General features: G+C 37.2%; 17 protein-coding genes. 9 read left to right on the forward strand and 8 right to left on the reverse strand.

Annotated features, from left to right (window positions below):
- Positions 1 to 25: 25 nt before the first annotated feature.
- The 3 genes from SJY44_RS02295 to SJY44_RS02305 form a co-directional block, all read right to left on the reverse strand.
- Positions 26 to 202, reverse strand: a complete 177-nt coding sequence (locus SJY44_RS02295; RefSeq protein ID WP_396591112.1) for a hypothetical protein — start codon at positions 200 to 202, stop codon at positions 26 to 28.
- 70 nt (positions 203 to 272) lie between these two features.
- Positions 273 to 1,565, reverse strand: coding sequence for an aminopeptidase P family protein (locus SJY44_RS02300; protein ID WP_396591113.1), 1,293 nt, complete (start codon positions 1,563 to 1,565; stop codon positions 273 to 275).
- A 95-nt stretch (positions 1,566 to 1,660) separates the two neighbouring features.
- The gene (locus tag SJY44_RS02305) at positions 1,661 to 1,942 is read right to left on the reverse strand and encodes a hypothetical protein (protein WP_298923239.1); all 282 of its coding nucleotides are present in this window, start codon (positions 1,940 to 1,942) and stop codon (positions 1,661 to 1,663) included.
- A gap of 178 nt (positions 1,943 to 2,120) precedes the next feature.
- Here SJY44_RS02305 and SJY44_RS02310 point away from each other — a divergent pair, with 178 nt between their 5' ends.
- The 3 genes from SJY44_RS02310 to SJY44_RS02320 all read left to right on the forward strand — a co-directional run bounded on the left by SJY44_RS02310 (position 2,121) and on the right by SJY44_RS02320 (position 6,033).
- A complete protein-coding gene (locus tag SJY44_RS02310) occupies positions 2,121 to 4,964 on the forward strand; it encodes a WD40/YVTN/BNR-like repeat-containing protein (RefSeq protein ID WP_396591114.1) in 2,844 nt (947 codons plus the stop codon).
- Positions 4,965 to 5,354 (forward strand): DUF2721 domain-containing protein, encoded by a 390-nt coding sequence (locus SJY44_RS02315; RefSeq protein WP_298923243.1) that lies wholly within the window; start codon positions 4,965 to 4,967, stop codon positions 5,352 to 5,354.
- A gap of 253 nt (positions 5,355 to 5,607) precedes the next feature.
- A complete protein-coding gene (locus tag SJY44_RS02320) occupies positions 5,608 to 6,033 on the forward strand; it encodes a hypothetical protein (RefSeq protein WP_298923245.1) in 426 nt (141 codons plus the stop codon).
- Positions 6,034 to 6,039: 6 nt separating this feature from the next.
- On the opposite strand, the gene SJY44_RS02325 is transcribed toward SJY44_RS02320, so the two are convergent.
- The 4 genes from SJY44_RS02325 to SJY44_RS02340 form a co-directional block, all read right to left on the reverse strand.
- A complete protein-coding gene (locus tag SJY44_RS02325) occupies positions 6,040 to 6,993 on the reverse strand; it encodes a succinylglutamate desuccinylase/aspartoacylase family protein (RefSeq protein WP_396591115.1) in 954 nt (317 codons plus the stop codon).
- A complete protein-coding gene (locus SJY44_RS02330) occupies positions 6,971 to 7,861 on the reverse strand; it encodes a RimK family alpha-L-glutamate ligase (RefSeq protein ID WP_396591116.1) in 891 nt (296 codons plus the stop codon). The genes SJY44_RS02325 and SJY44_RS02330 overlap by 23 nt, the downstream gene beginning before the upstream one ends.
- Positions 7,862 to 7,970: 109 nt before the next feature.
- Positions 7,971 to 9,512 (reverse strand): sensor histidine kinase, encoded by a 1,542-nt coding sequence (locus SJY44_RS02335; protein WP_396591117.1) that lies wholly within the window; start codon positions 9,510 to 9,512, stop codon positions 7,971 to 7,973.
- Between the two features lie 6 nt (positions 9,513 to 9,518).
- A complete protein-coding gene (locus SJY44_RS02340; RefSeq protein WP_298923254.1) occupies positions 9,519 to 10,259 on the reverse strand; it encodes a LytTR family DNA-binding domain-containing protein in 741 nt (246 codons plus the stop codon).
- Between the two features lie 250 nt (positions 10,260 to 10,509).
- On the opposite strand from SJY44_RS02340, the gene SJY44_RS02345 reads away from it, so the two are divergent.
- The 4 genes from SJY44_RS02345 (at position 10,510) to SJY44_RS02360 (ending at position 14,831) form a co-directional block, all read left to right on the forward strand.
- Positions 10,510 to 11,139, forward strand: a complete 630-nt coding sequence (locus tag SJY44_RS02345) for a hypothetical protein (protein WP_396591118.1) — start codon at positions 10,510 to 10,512, stop codon at positions 11,137 to 11,139.
- Between the two features lie 265 nt (positions 11,140 to 11,404).
- On the forward strand, positions 11,405 to 12,073 hold the full coding sequence (locus SJY44_RS02350) for a succinate dehydrogenase cytochrome b subunit (RefSeq protein ID WP_298923258.1): 669 nt from the start codon (positions 11,405 to 11,407) through the stop codon (positions 12,071 to 12,073).
- 2 nt (positions 12,074 to 12,075) lie between these two features.
- Positions 12,076 to 14,079 carry a fumarate reductase/succinate dehydrogenase flavoprotein subunit gene (locus tag SJY44_RS02355; protein WP_298923260.1) on the forward strand — a complete coding sequence of 668 codons (2,004 nt, stop codon included), beginning with the start codon at positions 12,076 to 12,078 and terminating at the stop codon, positions 14,077 to 14,079.
- 5 nt (positions 14,080 to 14,084) lie between these two features.
- Entirely contained in the window at positions 14,085 to 14,831 is a 747-nt protein-coding gene (locus SJY44_RS02360) for a succinate dehydrogenase/fumarate reductase iron-sulfur subunit (RefSeq protein ID WP_396591119.1), read from the forward strand.
- Between the two features lie 54 nt (positions 14,832 to 14,885).
- On the opposite strand, the gene SJY44_RS02365 is transcribed toward SJY44_RS02360, so the two are convergent.
- A complete protein-coding gene (locus tag SJY44_RS02365; protein ID WP_396591120.1) occupies positions 14,886 to 17,024 on the reverse strand; it encodes a P-loop NTPase fold protein in 2,139 nt (712 codons plus the stop codon).
- An 82-nt stretch (positions 17,025 to 17,106) separates the two neighbouring features.
- Between SJY44_RS02365 and SJY44_RS02370 the strand changes: the two genes are divergently transcribed.
- Complete coding sequence (locus SJY44_RS02370) at positions 17,107 to 17,601, forward strand: very short patch repair endonuclease (protein WP_396591121.1); 495 nt, start codon at positions 17,107 to 17,109, stop codon at positions 17,599 to 17,601.
- Positions 17,602 to 17,603: 2 nt separating this feature from the next.
- Positions 17,604 to 18,749 carry a methionine aminotransferase gene (locus SJY44_RS02375; RefSeq protein ID WP_396591122.1) on the forward strand — a complete coding sequence of 382 codons (1,146 nt, stop codon included), beginning with the start codon at positions 17,604 to 17,606 and terminating at the stop codon, positions 18,747 to 18,749.
- Positions 18,750 to 18,768: the final 19 nt, after the last annotated feature.

Consider the following 18,768-nt stretch of genomic DNA (forward strand, 5'->3'; position numbering starts at 1 on the left):
TTATGCTCAAAGTATTTGGTAATCACTAAGAACCCCTCTTCTTTTTATTATAATAGTAAATAGCATAAGCAATCCCTATTAAAGCCACAAAGGGTAAATAGCTGCCAATAACAACACCAATCTCATAGGCACTGTCTGGTGCTTCATTTATTTTTTCTTCAATATTGGGCTGTTGTGCTACTAAAAAGAAAATCAGTTTCATATTCACATCAATTTTCATCCTTCGACGGGCTCAGGATGACAAGTATTATTTTATCAAAACCGAAAAACCATCAACTCTTCATTAGTTCTTCAATTTCCTCAACTTCAATGGGAATGTTTTTCATCAAATTAAAAGGCTCTCCTGTTTCTTGGATAACCACATCATCTTCTAGCCGAATACCCATTTGCTCATTTGGAACGTAAATACCAGGCTCTACTGTAAAGACCATATTAGGTTTCATTGGCATTTTTAGTTCCCCATAATCGTGAGTGTCCAATCCAATATGATGGCTGGTGCCGTGCATGAAGTATTTTTTATAAGCAGGCCAATTCTTGTTTTCATTCTGCACATCGGCTTTATCCAGCAAGCCTAGCCCCAATAATTCTGAGGTCATGATTTTGCCAACTTCTTTATGGTATTCTGCCCAAATGGTTCCTGGGACCAGCATTTTGGTTGCTTCATTTTTTACCCTGAGTACCGCGTTATAAACTGCTTTCTGTCTATCAGTAAACTTTCCATTCGCGGGAATGGTCCGTGTCATGTCACTGGAGTAATTGGCATATTCCGCTGCAACGTCCATTAAAATTAAATCCCCATCCTGAACTTGTTGGTTGTTCTCTATGTAGTGAAGCACATTTGCATTATCTCCGCCAGCTATAATTGGAGTATAGGCAAATCCTTTAGAGCGATTTCTTATAAACTCATGCAAATACTCTGCCTCCATTTCATATTCCCACACTCCGGGTTTAGTGAATTGTAAAATTCTTCGGAATCCTTTTTCGGTAATATCACAAGCTTGCTGCATTAAGGCAATCTCCTCTGGTTCTTTTACGCCTCGTATTTGCTGTAAAATAGGATTGCTTTTTGCCCATTGATGAGCAGGAAATTCTCTTTTACATCGTTCTATAAAACGGTCTTCGCGAGTTTGAGTTTCTACTGCTTGACGGTAATGCTCATTGGTATTAAAATATATGGTATCCGCTTCCGTCATTACATCAAAAAACACCTTGTCAAAATCAGATAACCAATAAATAGTTTCAATTCCTGAAACTTGTGTCGCTTTTTCCTTGGTCAATTTGGCTCCTTCCCAAACTGCAATGTGATCGTTGGTCTCCCTGACAAATAAAACTTCCCTATGTTTTTTATCCATTGCTTCTGGGAACAAAACCAAAATGGTTTCTTCTTGGTCCGCTCCACTTAAATAAAAAATATCCCTGTGCTGTTCAAAAGGCATAGTGCTATCTGCACTAACAGGGTAAATGTCGTTGGAATTGAACACCGCAATACTTTTTGGCTTCATTTGAGCCATAAATTTTTTGCGGTTTTTTACAAAAAGTTCACTATTGATTTGATGGTACTTCATTACGCAGTGTTGTTTTTCCAAATGTAGAAATTTGGTTGTGGGACTACAAACAAAAAAGGAGCCATAAAGGCTCCTTGACTACTTTTTTTATTTGCTTATTTGGACATCGCATTCTTTATGGCACCAACAATTGCCATAATAACGCCACCACCAACACCACCGCCAGCAACGCTTCCAAGGATTCCAGAGACATCCATTCCTCCATCAGTTCCCAAACCAAGCATTCCAAGCAAATATCCTCCCAGTCCTCCACCGAGAATTCCAGAAATTGAATTCCCCAATGTTCCTAAATTCAATTTAGGTAATAATTTTGCGGCCAGATTTCCACCTGCCGCACCAGAAACTAGTTGAATAATCAACGGTAAATACTCTTCCATAATTTATAGTTAAATGGTTAATTAGTAATAAATAAACATTTTTTTAATGAATTTGACAAAAATAAGGTTCTCAAATTTTGATTTCATTAATTTTTTGAGCAGAATAATTCAGTTTTCCTAGTTTGTTCCTGCAATTTCTTATTCATAACTTGACCAAGAGAACTAAACCTTGATTTTGATGAAAAACCTTCTGTCTTTTTGCTTGATTTTATTTGTTCAAGTGGCCATTGCCCAACAATCTTCAACTTCTTCAGAAAAGGTCATGGAGGCCTTGGAACAAAAAGCCAAAATGGCCGAAAATTCATTGGTCAAGAACATTCCTTTAAAAAACATTGGTCCTTCCGTAATGAGTGGTCGTGTGGTAGATTTGGATGTTAACCCAGACAATCCAACCGAATTCTATGTGGCCTATGCTTCTGGTGGGTTATGGCATACGGCAACCAACGGAATTTCATTTACACCAGTTTTAGATACTACCAATACACAAAACATAGGGGATATTGCCGTTGATTGGGCAACGGGGACCATTTGGGTTGGAACAGGAGAAAATAATTCTTCGCGTTCTTCGTATGCGGGAATTGGAATGCTAAAATCTACGGACAAAGGGAAGACCTGGAAAAATATGGGCTTGCATGATTCTCAACATATTGGCAGAATTTTAATCAATCCAAATAATAGCAATGAAGTTGTGGTAGGAGTAACTGGCCATCTATACTCTTCCAACCAAGAAAGAGGCGTCTATAAAACTTCTGATGGTGGAAAAACCTGGAATAAAACCTTGTCTATAAATGACGCCACTGGTATCATTGATATGGCCTTTGCTCCAAACAATTTCAACATACAATATGCAGCAGCTTGGCAAAAAGACCGTAAAGCTTGGAATTTTGAGGGTAGTGGTGCCGCATCTGGAATTTATAAAAGTGTAGATGGAGGTAGCAACTGGTCTTTGGTTACGACCCCAGAAAGTGGATTCCCCACTGGAGAAGGCGTTGGTAGAATTGGCCTTGCTGTTTTTGACCATAATACGGTTTATGCAGTACATGATAGTCAGTTTAGAAGAGAGAAAAAAGCAACAGAGAAGAAAGATGAGCTTACCAAAAATGATTTTAAGACTATGGACAAGGAAACTTTCCTTGCTTTAGATGTTAAAAAACTGAACGATTATTTAAAGACCAATGGCTTTCAGGAAAAGTACAGGGCAGAGAATGTAAAACAAATGGTGCGCAGTGGTGCCGTAATACCAGTGGATCTTTCCAAGTATTTAGAGAATGCCAATTCGCTATTGTTTGATACTCCAGTGGTAGGGGCCGAAGTTTATAGAAGTGATGACGCTGGAACTACATGGAAAAAAATGAATGAAAATTTTATAGATGATCTGTTCTATAGCTACGGATATTATTTTGCCCAAATAAGAGTTGACCCCAGCAATAAGGACCGTATTTATTTGGCAGGAGTTCCCTTGATTAAATCTGAAGATGGTGGAAATACATACACCTCCATAGGAAAGGAAAACGTACATGCCGATCATCACGCTCTTTGGATAAATCCAAAAACGCCCGGTCACCTTGTAAACGGAAATGATGGGGGTTTAAACATTTCATACGATGATGGCAAAAACTGGATGAAAAATAACTCGCCAACCGTTGCCCAGTTCTATGCCATTAATGTGGATAATGAAAAACCTTATAATGTTTATGGCGGCCTACAAGATAATGGTGTTTGGAAAGGAGCCCATAATAACAAACAGAACAGTCATTGGCACCAAACCGGGAAAAATCCTTGGGAGATGATCATGGGTGGCGACGGTATGCAAGTACAGATTGATGACAGAAATTCCAATATCGTATATACCGGTTTTCAGTTTGGAAATTATTATCGCTTGGATTTAGCAAACGGTAAACGAAAATACATTCAGCCCAAACATGAATTGGGTGAATCTCCATATCGATTCAATTGGCAAACACCAATTTTATTATCACCGCACAACCAAGACATCCTTTATTTGGGAGGAAACAAACTACACCGCTCTTTAAATCAAGGTGATGATTGGGAGGTAGTTTCTGAAGATTTAACCCAAGGAGGTAAAAAGGGCAATGTTGCTTACGGCACTATAGCAGCTATTTCGGAATCCACATTTAAATTTGGATTACTATATACCGGTAGCGACGATGGTTTGGTGCAAATTTCCAAAAACGGAGGTGGTAGTTGGGAAAACATCTCTTCTTCTTTTCCTAAAAATTTATGGGTAACTGAAGTGGCTGCATCCAAGCATAAAAAGGAACGGGTTTATGCCACCCTTAACGGATATCGTTGGGATGATTTTACTCCTTATGTATTTGTAAGTGAAAACTATGGGAAAAGCTGGAAAAACATTTCTAGCAACATTCCAGCTTCCCCGGTAAATGCTTTGGTGGAAGATCCAGAAAACGAAGACCTTCTATTTGTAGGCACAGATAATGGTCTTTATGTAAGCTTTAATCGTGGCGAGTCATGGGAGTTGTTCCAAAATGGCATGCCAAACGTAGCAGTACATGACTTGGTAATTCAGCCCGAAGCAAAACATTTGCTTATAGGCACACATGGACGTAGCATATATAAAGCGGACATTGCGGCATTACAACAAATAAAACCCGAAGTGCTATCCAAAGATTTGGTGGTTTTCGATGTTGAAAACATAAAACATTCAAAAGGTTGGGGCAACTCATGGAGTTCTTGGGCAAAACCGGATACTCCAGGGTTAGATGTAAATTTTTATTGCGCTGCACCAGGCACATGCATAGCAAAAGTGCTAACCGCAAATGGCACAGAAGTAAGTTCCACTGAAATGGGTGTAAGCGAAGGTTTGAACATCCTTTCTTATGACCTGGCATTCTCCAAGAAAGGAAAAAGCAATTTTCTGAAAAAGAACAAAATGAAGTTGACGGAAGCCAAAAATGGAAAAACATATCTCCCAAAAGGAAGCTATGCAATTGAAATTTCTGGTAATGGTCAAACTGAAAAAATTGAGTTTAAAGTAGAGTAAATGCAATTGTCCCTAAGTATTCCAGCGCTTTTATTTCCCGCTATTTCTCTTACCATGTTGGCCTATAATGCCCGCTACTTGGCCATTGCCGCGCTAATTCGTCAGTTGCATAAACAATATGCAGAAGATGCCACCCCTCCGGTAAAAAGACAAATAGAGCAATTGCGTAAAAGGCTAAGTATCATTAAAAATATGCAGGCCACTGCCATAATAAGCTTTTTACTAGCTGTAATTACTATGTTTCTGATATATGTAGAACAGAGCATCTGGGCAAACATCATTTTTGGAGCTAGTCTTATCGCCCTGATTATATCTTTACTTTTATCACTTATTGAAGTGCAATTGTCTACCAAGGCTTTAGGCATTCAGTTAAAGAATATGGAAAAATAACTTTTAAGCAATTCTTTTGGAATCTGGATTTGGGTATGGCTCAAGAAATTCTGGGAAAAATCCCGCATCACCTATATTTAGTACAAATAACAAACGATTGGTTTAAACCAATCTTTGAAATGATATTAAAAAAATAAGTTTTATAGTACAAAAATTCAGGAAGTTTACTGTCTCCCGCAAGCTTTTCCTTGCAAGAAAAAGTCAAGAATATTAATATCTTTACCATTGCTATCTGAAATACCATTCTTTCGCTATGAAGCGCGTCACGGATTTAGACTTTTTTAAAAATATACGGGAGATAAGAGAATTTGAATTTGGAATTTTCTATTATTTCGAAGGCTTGGTCATTTCTGAAATGAAAGAAGGGGTCACCATGAATTGGAATATGGCAAAAAAAGCTGTTGATGCTGCTGATGAAATTTTTGGAGAAGATAAACCCATCGCCTATATCTCTAATCGCATCAACAACTATTATGTAGTGCCGTCTGATTGGGCCAAATTCTACAAACATCGCCATCGACTCAATTTTTACTCTGTAGTGGGTAACACTAAAGGTAGTTTTACCAGCCTTGTGCTTGAGCGCATGTTTTTTCAAAACTCCATTAAACAGTTTTCGGATTTAGAAGAAGCTGTAGAGTGGAGCCTTGCTAAAATTGAGAAACAAAAAGAATTGGCTTAGCGAATTTTATTTCCCTATATGAAATAGGGCATCTCCTTGATTTACTACAGCCTGATTATTTATACAAAAAACAAATCCATCAAAAAGGGCTTTTATTTTTTTGCTTTTTTTGGCATAGGTGTCTGTAATGGTTCCCAATACTTGCCCTTTTAAAATAGGACTACCGTTTTTTACCTCAGGAATAAACATTCCCGCTCTAGATGCACGAATCCATCTTGTTGCATCAAACTCGATTGAGGTTTTCTTTGGTGCTTTTCCTGAAAGCATTTCCAACCCTGTCAAAATATTTTTTACTCCTTGAATACCAATTTCTATGGATTGTTCATCAAAACGCATACTCTCTCCTGCTTCATAAACAATAATTGGTTTCCCCATTTTAAAAGCTGCTTTTCTAAAAGAACCCGTTATCAATCTTGAAGGAAAATGAAAAGGCGCATTAAAAAGTAATGCCAAGTCTTTGCTCCGTTCATCCTCTAGGGTATATCTAATTTGTGGAAAATTATGGCGTAGTCCTCCCCCAGTATGCAGATCAATGCCAAAATCTATTTGGGGTAGAATTTCATTGGTATAGTGATACGCAATCCTACTTGCCAATGATCCCGCCCTACTTCCAGGAAAACTCCGATTTACATCCTTACCATCTGGTACGTCTCTGGAAAAATGGATAAATCCAAAGACATTTAAGATGGGAACAACGATAACAGCACCCTTTTTAATTTTAAACTGGTTATCCTGAAGTAATCTCCGCAGCGTTTCCACTCCATTTATTTCATCACCATGCAGGCCTGCTTGCACCAAAATTGTGGGTCCAGCTTTTTTCCCATTGAACACATGTACGGGAATGTCTATTAAGGTGCCGGTTGGTAGGCGAGCAATATTAATCTGAACCAATTTGTTTTGGCCGGGTAAAATGGTATCTCCATTTATAACTATGGCTTTATTTTCTACTTCTGCGGCCATTTTTTTCAACAAATTGAATTATATGTTTAGCTACATTAATTCCAGTTGCAGCTTCAACCCCTTTAAGACCGGGAGAAGCATTTACTTCTATTAAAACTGGTCCTCTTTTGGAACGCATTAAATCTACACCTGCTACACCCAAACCTAAATACTTGGTAGCATTCAAGGCAATAAACTGTTCTTTTGCCGTTGGTTTTATAGCCTCTGTGTCACCCCCTCTGTGTACATTGGATCTAAAGTCATCCAGATCACTGGTGCGTTTCATGCTAGCTACTACTTTATTTCCAACAACAATGATTCTAACATCCTCCCCGTTTGCTTCTTCAATATATTGTTGAAGTAGAATGCTCGTATCCATTTTATAAAAAGTATCTATTATAGATTTTGCCGATTTCTTGCTTTCAGCCAAAATCACTCCTAAACCTTGAGTACCTTCCTGAAGTTTAATGATTACGGGAGGACCTCCCAATAGTTTTATCTGTTCCTCAATATTATCTGGATTAATGGAAAATACTGTTTCTGGAATGGGGATTCCTTTTCTTGCCATAATTTGAAGGGTGCGGACCTTATTTCTAGCTCTAGTAATACCCAAAGAACGGGCAGTGCTAAAAACATTGTTCATCTCAAACTGCTTTACTATGGCAGCTCCATGCCTGGTTACCTTAGCACCTATTCTTGGAATAATTGCATCAAATTCATCGGTAACATTCTCCTCTCCCAAGTAAATTTGTGGTTTTCCATCGCCTAACTTAACGGAGCATTTTGTGTGGTCAATCAATTCTACGTAATGGCCTGCTTTTTGAGCTTCCTCCACTATCCTTTTAGTAGAGTGCACATTAAGACTAACAGATAAAATAGCAATATCCACGAGATTGGTTTAGCAATTTTTAAACTGCCATCAATATCGGTAAAAATTGTAATATACTTTGGGGCAGTTTCTTTATAATCAGGAAAAACTGTATTTAAGACCCCAAACGCTATGTAACAACAGTTTCAGGAAGTTGAATCAAGACCAAAGTACCTGTGGGTTTCTTTGTGGTGGCATTGACCAAATCTTGAATAGCATATTGGTAAGTCATCCCAAATTTTTTAGAAAACAAATCCAATCTGTCCCTTACTAAAATAAGCCCTAAAGATTCTTTTTTGAATGGGTTTTCAGCATTTCGCTCTTGGGTGACCTTGCGGCCAACGCCGTTATCTTGTATTTTAATTTTTATAGTTTGGGGAGCCTTATCCCTTTCAATGTGAAGACTTAATATTTTTTTTCCTTGCTTGGTAGAAAGGCCGTGCCAAATAGCATTCTCAACAAACGGCTGCAAAAAAAGCGCGGGAACCATAACTTTTTCTGTAGTTATTGATTTATCTATTACAATAGAAAACTCAATGTCATTTTTAAACCTGTCGCTTTCAATTTCAACATACATTTCAAGAATATCAAGTTCTTCTGCCAACGAAATATGTTCTTTTCTGGAACTCTCAAGAATACCTCTAATCAATTTTGAAAACTTGGTCAGGTAAAAAATGGCTTTATCCCGATTGTTCTCAATAAAATATGACTTTATTGAATTGAGCGCATTGAAAATAAAGTGCGGACTCATTTGGCTCCTGATGGCGTCTAGTCGAAGTTGAGAGAATTTGTTCTCAAACTTCATGGTCAATTTTTCCGTTCGTTCCCGTTGGGCTTCAGCCGTAATATCCTCCATTTCAAAACGGGTCTGGTTCAATTCCTCAGAAAGCGTCCTGTTGATACTCTCTTTTATGGTATGGTTTTCCTCCAACTGTTTTATGTATTTTTCCTGCACTATCGCCTTCTCTTTATAAACAACTTTTTGCTCCAGCCCAATGGCAAGCGCAAAGAGTAGGCTCTCTATTAAAATACCTATATAGAAAATATACAAGGTCTGGTTATTAGCCCTTAGGTTTTGAAAGGAATAAAAGAAAATTATAAAATAGGTAGTTGCTAAAACAACCATACCTGCCAAGATGTACCATTTGATGTCTGCTTTTTGTTTGAAAACCATATAAAGCACCCAAAAAAATACCAGGTAACCCACAGGTATAAAAACAAAAGCATGAAAATAATCTATCATAAACGACCCTCTGTTTATCAAAAAAATCCCCCAAAGGCTCAAGTAAATGACAGACAGAATCAAAAAATAATAGTTAATGATCTTCACTGCTTTTGGATATTCCTTTTTGATCTGCATAATCTCCAAAATGAAGTAGGTAAAAAGCATGGTGCCAAAAAGCTGAGATGGGTAGTGAGACCAAGTGACAAAACTCTTCCCCACCGCAGTGTCAAAATAATTTGAAAAAAACACGCCATCAATATATTTAAGAAGACCTACTCCATTGATCAATGCATACAAACTGTAGAGCAGGTAAAACCGTTTTTTATGTTGAAAAAATTGGATTAGAAAAAAAACAAAAAGATAGAACAGCACCGTTACCACCAAAAACCCAAAACCGTTTTGATTACTGTTCTCTAAAAAATTAAGAGGGCCTGTTGTCTCTTGCATGATGTTTTAAAGTGACATTTTATTCAGAAAGGCTTCTTTCTTAAGTCGGGATACCGGTATTTTTTTCTTGTTTGAGAGTACAACATAATTTTCTGTTCTAAGGTATTCCGTAACTTTTAATGTGTGTATTATATAAGAATTGTGTACCCTGAAAAAGGTTGAACCCATCAACATATCTTCCAACTCTTTGAGTTTTTTAGAGACATATAGGTTTTCCGAGGATTCAAGGTATATTTTTGAATAATTGCCATCAGACTCGCAATATATAATGTCATTTGCACGTATAAATAAAATCTTGCCATTAACGGGAATCTGCAACATTTGAGGGGCACTTGCTTTGGAAAGCGCATCAATTGTTTCCTGAAAATGAACTTGAAAATTATCGGCGTCATTTGTTTTCTTCAACTTTTCAACCACCGCTTTAATCTCATCACCATCTATAGGTTTGAGCAAATAATCCAATGCGCTTTCTTTTATGGCCTGAATAGCATATTGATTGTATGCTGTGGTGATCACCACAGCAAAATTGCGATAATCCAATTTCTGTAGTAAGGCAAACCCGTTCATTTCAGGCATTTCAATATCCAAAAAAACACAGTCTGGTTTTAGGTAATTAATTCCTGAAAGGGCTTCTTTGGCTGAGGTGAATGTTTCAACAACGGTTATGGTGTCTGAAAATTTGCGCAACTCCCAAGTAAGACTATTAATAGCAGCTATCTCATCATCAACCACGATTGCTCTCATCATATCATAGATTTTGATTCAAAATACATGCTGTTACACTCATTTGATTCGGTATTGTTATCAATGACCAAAATTGATGTACAAATGGTCACTTATACGTACAAGCTGCAGAATGAGGTTCTAAATCGTTATATGCACTGATTATACAATAAAAGTACGCACAAATAAATTGGTTGACACATACCATCATACTCGTCTAAGTTTCTGTTTTCGCGCCATTTTAAATTAGATGACTTAACAATAAATGTTTATTATGAAAACAAGAAAAATCAGAATTCTAATCCATTTGGCAGTGCTTGGATTGTTAATCGTATCATGTTCTGCAGAAGATGGTGCAACAGGGCCAGCTGGACCAGCTGGGCCACAAGGTGAACAGGGAACAGCAGGAGCGGATGGTGCTGACGGCACAGATGGCACCAACGGAGAACAAGGTGACCAGGGAGATACAGGCACCGCTAATGTGATTTTTTCGGATTGGATCGATACAGAATTTGCAGCTAATATTATAGCTACTGGAGCAGGTTTTGACATTGATGTTGCCGAACTTACCCAAGAAAACATTAATGAAGCCGCAATTTTGGTATATGGCAGAAACTTTCCTGGACTATCAACTCCAGATATATTCCCTTTGCCCTTTATTACCAGCTCCAACCAACATAACTATCGAATACAAGATGTTGGTGTTTTGCGCATTACTATAGCTTCCATTGAAGGATTATCCATTGGATCGCCATTTTTTGAAGATTACCGATACGTAATAATCCCAGGGGGAAATCCCGCAGGAGGTCCAGGAGCAGGTGGCGGTCTTGGTACCAAAAATGGGTCAGTGGATTATACCAAAATGTCCTATAAAGAAATCACAGATCATTTTGGAATAGAGTAAAGTATATTAATCCCGATTAAGAGAATTCAAGAGGCTTTTTTATCTAGAAAAGGATTAGTTTGGCAGTTTCTGTGTGCATTTTGTTTCTAGCCCCAGTTCTGGGGCTTTTTTGTTAAATTAATATTCCTATTTTTAACATAAATCCTTTACTTAGTTCAACAAACACCCTTTCATTCTATATTCATTCTAAATAGTGCCTTTTAAAATATTCAAAGCTTGTTAAAAACTTACTTGTGCCGTAAATTTGTAAGTAAAACCAGCACTAATGAGTGGATTGATAAAATCTTCGATTGCCCGTAAAGTAGTGATGGCACTTTCGGGTCTTTTTCTTGTATTTTTTCTTACACAACACTTCGTCATCAACATCACCTCGGTCATAGACCCAGAAACCTTTAACTCTTGGTCCCACTTTATGGGGTATAACCCACTAGTACAATTTGTTCTACAACCGGTTTTAATTGCCGGTGTAATTATTCATTTTGTTATGGGTTTTGTTCTAGAAATTCAGAATAAAAAAGCAAGAGGCATCAACTATGTGAAGTACAAAGGAAGCGCTAATGCTCCTTGGGTATCTAGAAACATGATTTATTCAGGATTGGTCGTATTGGCTTTCTTAGGACTCCACTTTTATGACTTCTGGGTGCATGAAATGACATATAAATATGTGGAATTCTTGCCACAAGACCCTTCTCGTTATCATGCCGAAACCGTAGAAAAGTTTGCCCCTTTTTGGAGAACTATTATTTATATAGTATCCTTTATTTTATTGACACTACACCTATGGCACGGCTTTTCATCTTCGTTTCAGACCATGGGGGTTAATAATAAATACACCCCAGCCATAAAAGCATTCGCTAAAATATTTTCAGTGGTAATTCCTTTGGGCTTTGCATTCATTGCCCTTTATCACCACCTTAACCCAATAACACATTAATTATGGGCATATTGGATTCTAAAGAACCACAAGGGCCATTGGCCGATAAGTGGACCAAACATAAAAATGAAATTGACCTCGTTAACCCTGCAAACAAACGTAATATTGATATTATCATTGTTGGAACAGGTCTGGCAGGAGGTTCTGCGGCAGCCACTTTAGCAGAATTGGGATATAATGTAAAAACCTTTTGCTATCAAGATTCACCAAGAAGAGCACATTCCATTGCGGCTCAAGGAGGTGTAAATGCAGCTAAAAATTATCAAGGCGATGGTGACAGTGTCTACCGTTTGTTTTATGATACCGTAAAGGGTGGAGATTATCGTTCCCGTGAATCCAATGTATATCGTTTGGCTGAGGTTTCTTCCAATATTATTGACCAATGTGTTGCGCAAGGGGTTCCTTTTGCCCGTGAATATGGCGGTCTTTTGGACAACCGTTCTTTTGGTGGGGTTTTGGTTTCTAGAACCTTCTACGCTAAGGGCCAAACAGGGCAACAATTGCTTTTGGGTGCCTATGGCGCCATGAACAGACAAATTCATAGAGGTAAAATAAAATCCTATACACGTCATGAGATGTTGGATTTGGTTTTGGTTGATGGGAAAGCACGGGGAATCATTGCAAGAAACTTGGTCACAGGAGAAATTGAAAGACATTCGGCCCATGCCGTGGTTTTAGCAACAGGGGGTTACGGAAATCTATTCTTCCTCTCCACCTATGCTATGGGTGCCAATGTAATGGCGGCTTGGCGAGCACATCGAAGAGGTGCTTTCTTTGCCAATCCATGTTTTACCCAAATTCACCCAACATGCATTCCTGTTTCAGGAGATCATCAATCCAAACTAACATTGATGTCAGAGTCCTTGCGAAATGATGGTCGTATTTGGGTGCCTAAAAGAAAAGAAGACGCTATAGCAATTAGAGAAGGTAAGTTAAAACCTGTCCAATTAAGTGAGGAAGAACGGGATTATTACTTGGAAAGACGTTATCCTGCTTTTGGAAACTTGGTGCCAAGAGATGTTGCCTCCAGAGCGGCAAAAGAACGCTGTGATGCTGGTTTTGGTGTAAATAAAACCGGAGAAGCTGTTTTCCTTGATTTTGCTTCGGCAATTATGCGTTATGGAAAAGAGAAAGCACTGACCTCTGGGATGAAAGACCCAGATAACAATACTATTCGAGAACTAGGAGAGAAAGTCGTTGAAGCCAAGTATGGTAACCTTTTTCAGATGTATGAGAAAATAGTGGATGCTAACCCGTACAAAACTCCTATGATGATTTATCCAGCGGTACACTATACCATGGGTGGGCTTTGGGTAGATTATAACCTTCAAACTACAATTCCCGGTTGCTATGCTGCTGGTGAGGCCAATTTTAGTGATCATGGTGCCAACCGTTTAGGTGCTTCTGCTTTAATGCAGGGCTTGGCAGATGGTTACTTTGTGTTGCCATATACCATTGGAGATTATTTATCCGATGATATTAGAACAGGAGCCATTCCTACAGATTCTCCAGAGTTTGACGCTGCTGAAAAAGATGTAAAGGATCGTATGGAAAAGCTTATGTCTGGCACAGGAATCCATTCTGTGGATTATTACCACAAGAAATTGGGTAAAATCATGTGGAACAAATGTGGAATGTCCCGTAATGAAAAAGATTTGAAAGAGGCAATAAAAGAGATTGCTGATTTACGGAAAGATTTCTGGGAAAATGTGAAAATTCCCGGTAGTCTAGATAGTAAAAACCAAGAGCTTGAAAAAGCGGGAAGGGTTGCTGATTTCTTGGAGTTAGGAGAACTTTTTGCGAAAGATGCCCTAGAGCGTAACGAGTCTTGTGGCGGACACTTTAGAGAAGAATATCAAACTCCAGAGGGAGAAGCATTAAGGGATGATGAAAACTTCAAATTTGTCTCTGCTTGGGAATATAAGGGAGAGCCAAGCGCAGCAAAACTCCACAAAGAAGATTTGGTTTATGAAAACATCAAACTAAAAACACGTTCTTACAAATAAAAGCTATGAAATTATACTTAAAGATTTGGAGACAAAAAGATGCTTCTACTAAGGGTCAAATGGTGGACTATACCTTGGACGGTGTGGAAAGGGATATGTCCTTTTTAGAAATGTTGGACATTTTAAATGAAGAGTTGATTTCCAAAGGAGAAGAACCCATTGAATTTGATCATGATTGTCGTGAAGGTATTTGCGGTACGTGTTCATTACAAATAAACGGAAGGCCTCATGGTCCAGATACTATGATTACGGTATGCCAATTACATATGCGCAGCTTTAATGATGGCGATGAAATTGTAATTGAACCATGGAGGGCAAAGGCCTTTCCTGTCATCAAAGACCTTATTGTTGATCGCACCGCTTTTGATAGAATTCAACAAGCTGGAGGTTATATTTCGGTAAATACTTCGGGAAGACCGGTGGATGCCAACGCAATTCCCATTAAAAAACATATAGCGGATACAGCTATGGACGCCGCAACTTGTATTGGTTGTGGAGCTTGTGTTGCTGCTTGCAAAAATGCAAGTGCCATGTTGTTCACATCTGCAAAAGTTTCTCAGTTTGCATTATTACCGCAAGGTCAGGTCGAAGCAGTTGATCGTGTTCAGAATATGGTCCGCCAGATGGATTTGGAAGGTTTTGGAAACTGCACCAATACTGGAGCTTGCGAAATTGAATGCCCAAAAGGTATTTCATTAGAGAATATTGCACGTATGAATCGTGAGTATTTTTCAGCGAGCATAAAAGGATAAAGTTTCTTGATTCTTAAATAGCATGACCCAAATTCTTAAGAGAGTTTGGGTTTTTTATTTAGATAATCTATCCCTTCTATAATGATAAATAAACTGTTTAACATTGTCTTCAACATCCATTTCTTCACGAGCGTCAAAGTCAGTAGTGTTAATACTCATTTTAATTAGCTCAGGATAAAACTTGCAAACTTTTGAATATAAAAACTCAACATCTGAAATTTTCTCTATGTATTCATAATTCTCTTTCGTCAATGCAGATACGTATTTATTGTCCCAAATAGTTGGAAAAATTCGAATGTAACACCCTATTGCATCTTTTGAATTTATTTGAGCTTCTAAATATTCCTTGGATTTATCCTTTTTGCGTTCATGAAGTAAGGTCATAATCATTCTATTCTCATGCAGAAATGGATTTGTAAAGAAAGGATGGTCATTTGAAGCAATCATTTTATCAATTATCATATGTTCAAGATTCTTCTTAAACTCTTGACCTCCGAATTGTCTAGTAAAATAGCAGAGTTCCCGAAAGTCTAACTTTTCCCCAAGAACTAATGATATTTTTTTAGTTTTGGGAGAATCATTTTCATTTAATTTCTCTCCAATAGTCTCTATAATATCCAATCTATTAGTTTTTCCAAAAACATCACGCTCTGAAATCGGAAACATCTCTTTTTTGTCGAACAAAAATTTATATAGATTGCTGCTTAGCTCTTTATCCTTTGCAAATTCAATCAAAGCCAAAATTCTATATTTTATCTTAGAGTAATTATGTTTATTGAACAAATTAGTATAAACATCATTTGCTTCATCAAAGTCTTCCTTCTCTATACATGTGAGAAACTTCTCAACCATGCCCTCTGATATTTTCCCTTTTATGTGATAAGAAAAATACTTGTCAAAATGATAAATGTGGTTAATCCTCAATTCATTATTAAGTTCGTCTTCTGATTTATGTTTTGCTCTGAAGTTTATTGCGTCGGTAGGAAACAATATATTAATAATAGGCATTGACTTTACAAACTGGTTTTGGAGCACCTCCCTAAACCCATTCAAATTATTATTATTTGAACCTAATGAGTCATTAAAAGTAATCCTATTATTTAATGTGCCTAATATTGGATTTGTGTAATAGTTCTTAATTTGCTCATAACAATCCGAATATTTTAACTTAAGATAATTTAGCCAAAATAAATCCCTAAGATGTACCTCTTCACCAATTGAAAATGCATCTATAAAAAAGCTATTGAAAAGTCTAATTATTTCTCTAGGATTTGTAAAATAATCAGAATTATATTCCTTTTTAATCTCTTCTATCTCTTCATTTTTTTTGGTTCCAGTGCCATCATATTGCAAATTGGTTGTAACTACTTTCAAATTTTTCTCAAAAAAACTCCTTAAGTCCTCTTCTTCTATTTTAGGCAGCCTTATTGGAATTTGAACGATTTTTTCCAAATAAAGTCTACCATCTTGAACTCTGTCACCATATCTATCCTTAATCACTTTGCATATTTGGTCATCATCCATGGTTATTAGGTAAACCACATTTTTGAAGTTTGCATTTAACTTAATTATCTTTAGCAGGGAGTATACTTCTTCTTTATCCAATCTGTCTATATCATCAATGAAAATTGCAATTTTAAAATTGGCTTTTATTAAGGCATCATTGATTAAATCTTTCAAATCCTCAATAGAGGTCGTACTTTTATTTTCTAAATCTCCTCCCAGAACTTTAAAAATTTCAGACGGATCAAAAGTAACTTTCCCAGAGAAAGCTTTTGGTACTCCCACTGATGCAGAGAGTTTAACAGCCTTGAGATATCTTCCTAGCCCTTTTATCAATTTGGCTGCCTTTTTAATATTTTCATTATCTGATATCCCTAATCTTTGAGAAAAACCTTCAAAGAAGTCAAATAAAATTTCCTCTTCATTTCCATATCTCCATGGATTAAAATGAAATTTCATTATTCCTTTTTCTCCATCCAATTTTTTAAACAAATCAATTTTATTTTCTATCAAATTCAAAAATGAAGTTTTCCCATCTCCCCATTTTCCATATATTCCTATGACGAGCGGTTCGTTACTTTTTGTTGATCTTTGGATTATTTCTTGTACTTTTTTAGAGTAAAACTTAAAATTGAACAAGTCTTCCTCATCCTTACTAATTGGTTTTTCAACAATCAATGAATCATTCATATTTGAAATTGATTTCCAGTTTTTAATGAATACCTTTAAAAGGTAATCAATTCCTAATGTTTATATTATAAAATTGTATGGATTGATAGTATCCTTTTTGTTTACTATGCCTGAAAAATATCCCAAAGAGCGTATCAAAGTTCCTCGTTTTAACGAGGAAGCTGGATTCTACACGACCCCAGAGCGTTCCAAGATAATGGGGAAGATACGAGGCAAGAATACCAAGCCAGAGCTTGCGTTTAGAAAGGCATTGTGGGCGGCCGGATATCGTTATCGCATTAATTACAAAAAGTTAATTGGGAAACCGGACATCGTTTTAAATAGATACAAGACGATTATTTTTATAGATGGAGAATTCTGGCATGGTTATAATTGGCAAGAACGAAAAGACAAAATAAAAACCAATCGCGAATTCTGGATTCCAAAAATTGAACGCAACATTCAACGAGACAAAGAAGTTAATGCCGCTTTGGAAAATCTTGGTTATACTATTTTTCGATTTTGGGAAACTGATATAAAAAAGAATCTCGATACTTGTTTACAAAAGGTAATAACATCACTAAGAAAAGATCATTAAGAATGACGCATATCGATTCAAAATTACCCAATGTAGGTACAAACATATTTACCGCTATTGGTAAACTGGCAAACGAGCACAATGCTGTAAACCTATCTCAAGGATTTCCAAACTTCGGTGCTGACCCCAAACTTTTGCAGTTGGTAGACGATGCTTTAAAAAGTGGTTATAACCAATACGCCCCCATGCAAGGCTCATTTTCTTTGCGCAATATTATTTCTGAGAAAATTGCTGCGCTATATGGAAAAACATATCATCCAGAGTCCGAAATAACAGTTACTTCTGGCGCTACACAAGCTATTTTTACCGCCATATCCGCTTTTGTAAGGCCAGGTGATGAGGTCATTGTTTTAAAGCCTGCTTATGATTGTTATGAACCAGCCATTGAACTTTTTGGAGGTAAAACAGTTCCCATTCAGCTGGAGGGTCTCGATTATAAGTTAAACTGGGATACGTTTAAATCTGCCATCACCTCTAAAACCAAAATGGTAATCATAAACACACCCCACAACCCTGCAGGAACCATCTGGTCCAAAAATGATATGCTCCAGCTCCAAGAAATTCTCAAGGACACCAATATTATTTTGCTGAGCGATGAAGTATATGAGCACATTGTATTTGACGGAAAACAACATGAGAGCGTTGCTAAATATCCAGACTTGGCGTCCAGAAGTTTTATTTGCTCTTCTTTTGGAAAAACCTTTCATGTTACCGGCTGGAAAATTGGGTATTGTGTTGCTCCAAAAGCTTTGATGAACGAGTTTCAAAAAGTGCATCAATTTAATGTGTTCTGTGTAAACCATCCAACGCAAGAAGCTTTGGCCAAATACTTGGAAATCCCAGAACATTATCTAAACCTTGGTCTGTTCTATCAGGAAAAGCGAGATTATTTTTTAAATGCTATCCGTAGTTCCCGTTTTAAAATGATTCCCTCATCCGGAACCTACTTTCAAATATTGGACTATTCTGATATTACCAACGAAGGGGACACTAAATTTGCAGAAAGGTTGATCAAAGACTATAAATTGGCAAGTATTCCAGTTTCAGTATTTAATTTGAATAATCTTGATAACAAGCAACTTCGTTTTTGCTTTGCAAAGACCAATGATGTTCTAGACCAAGCGGCAGAAATTTTAAATCGAATTTAAACAGGTCCACCTCTTCTAT

The sequence above is a fragment of the Allomuricauda sp. R78024 genome (genome assembly GCF_044596045.1).
GTDB lineage: Bacteria > Bacteroidota > Bacteroidia > Flavobacteriales > Flavobacteriaceae > Flagellimonas.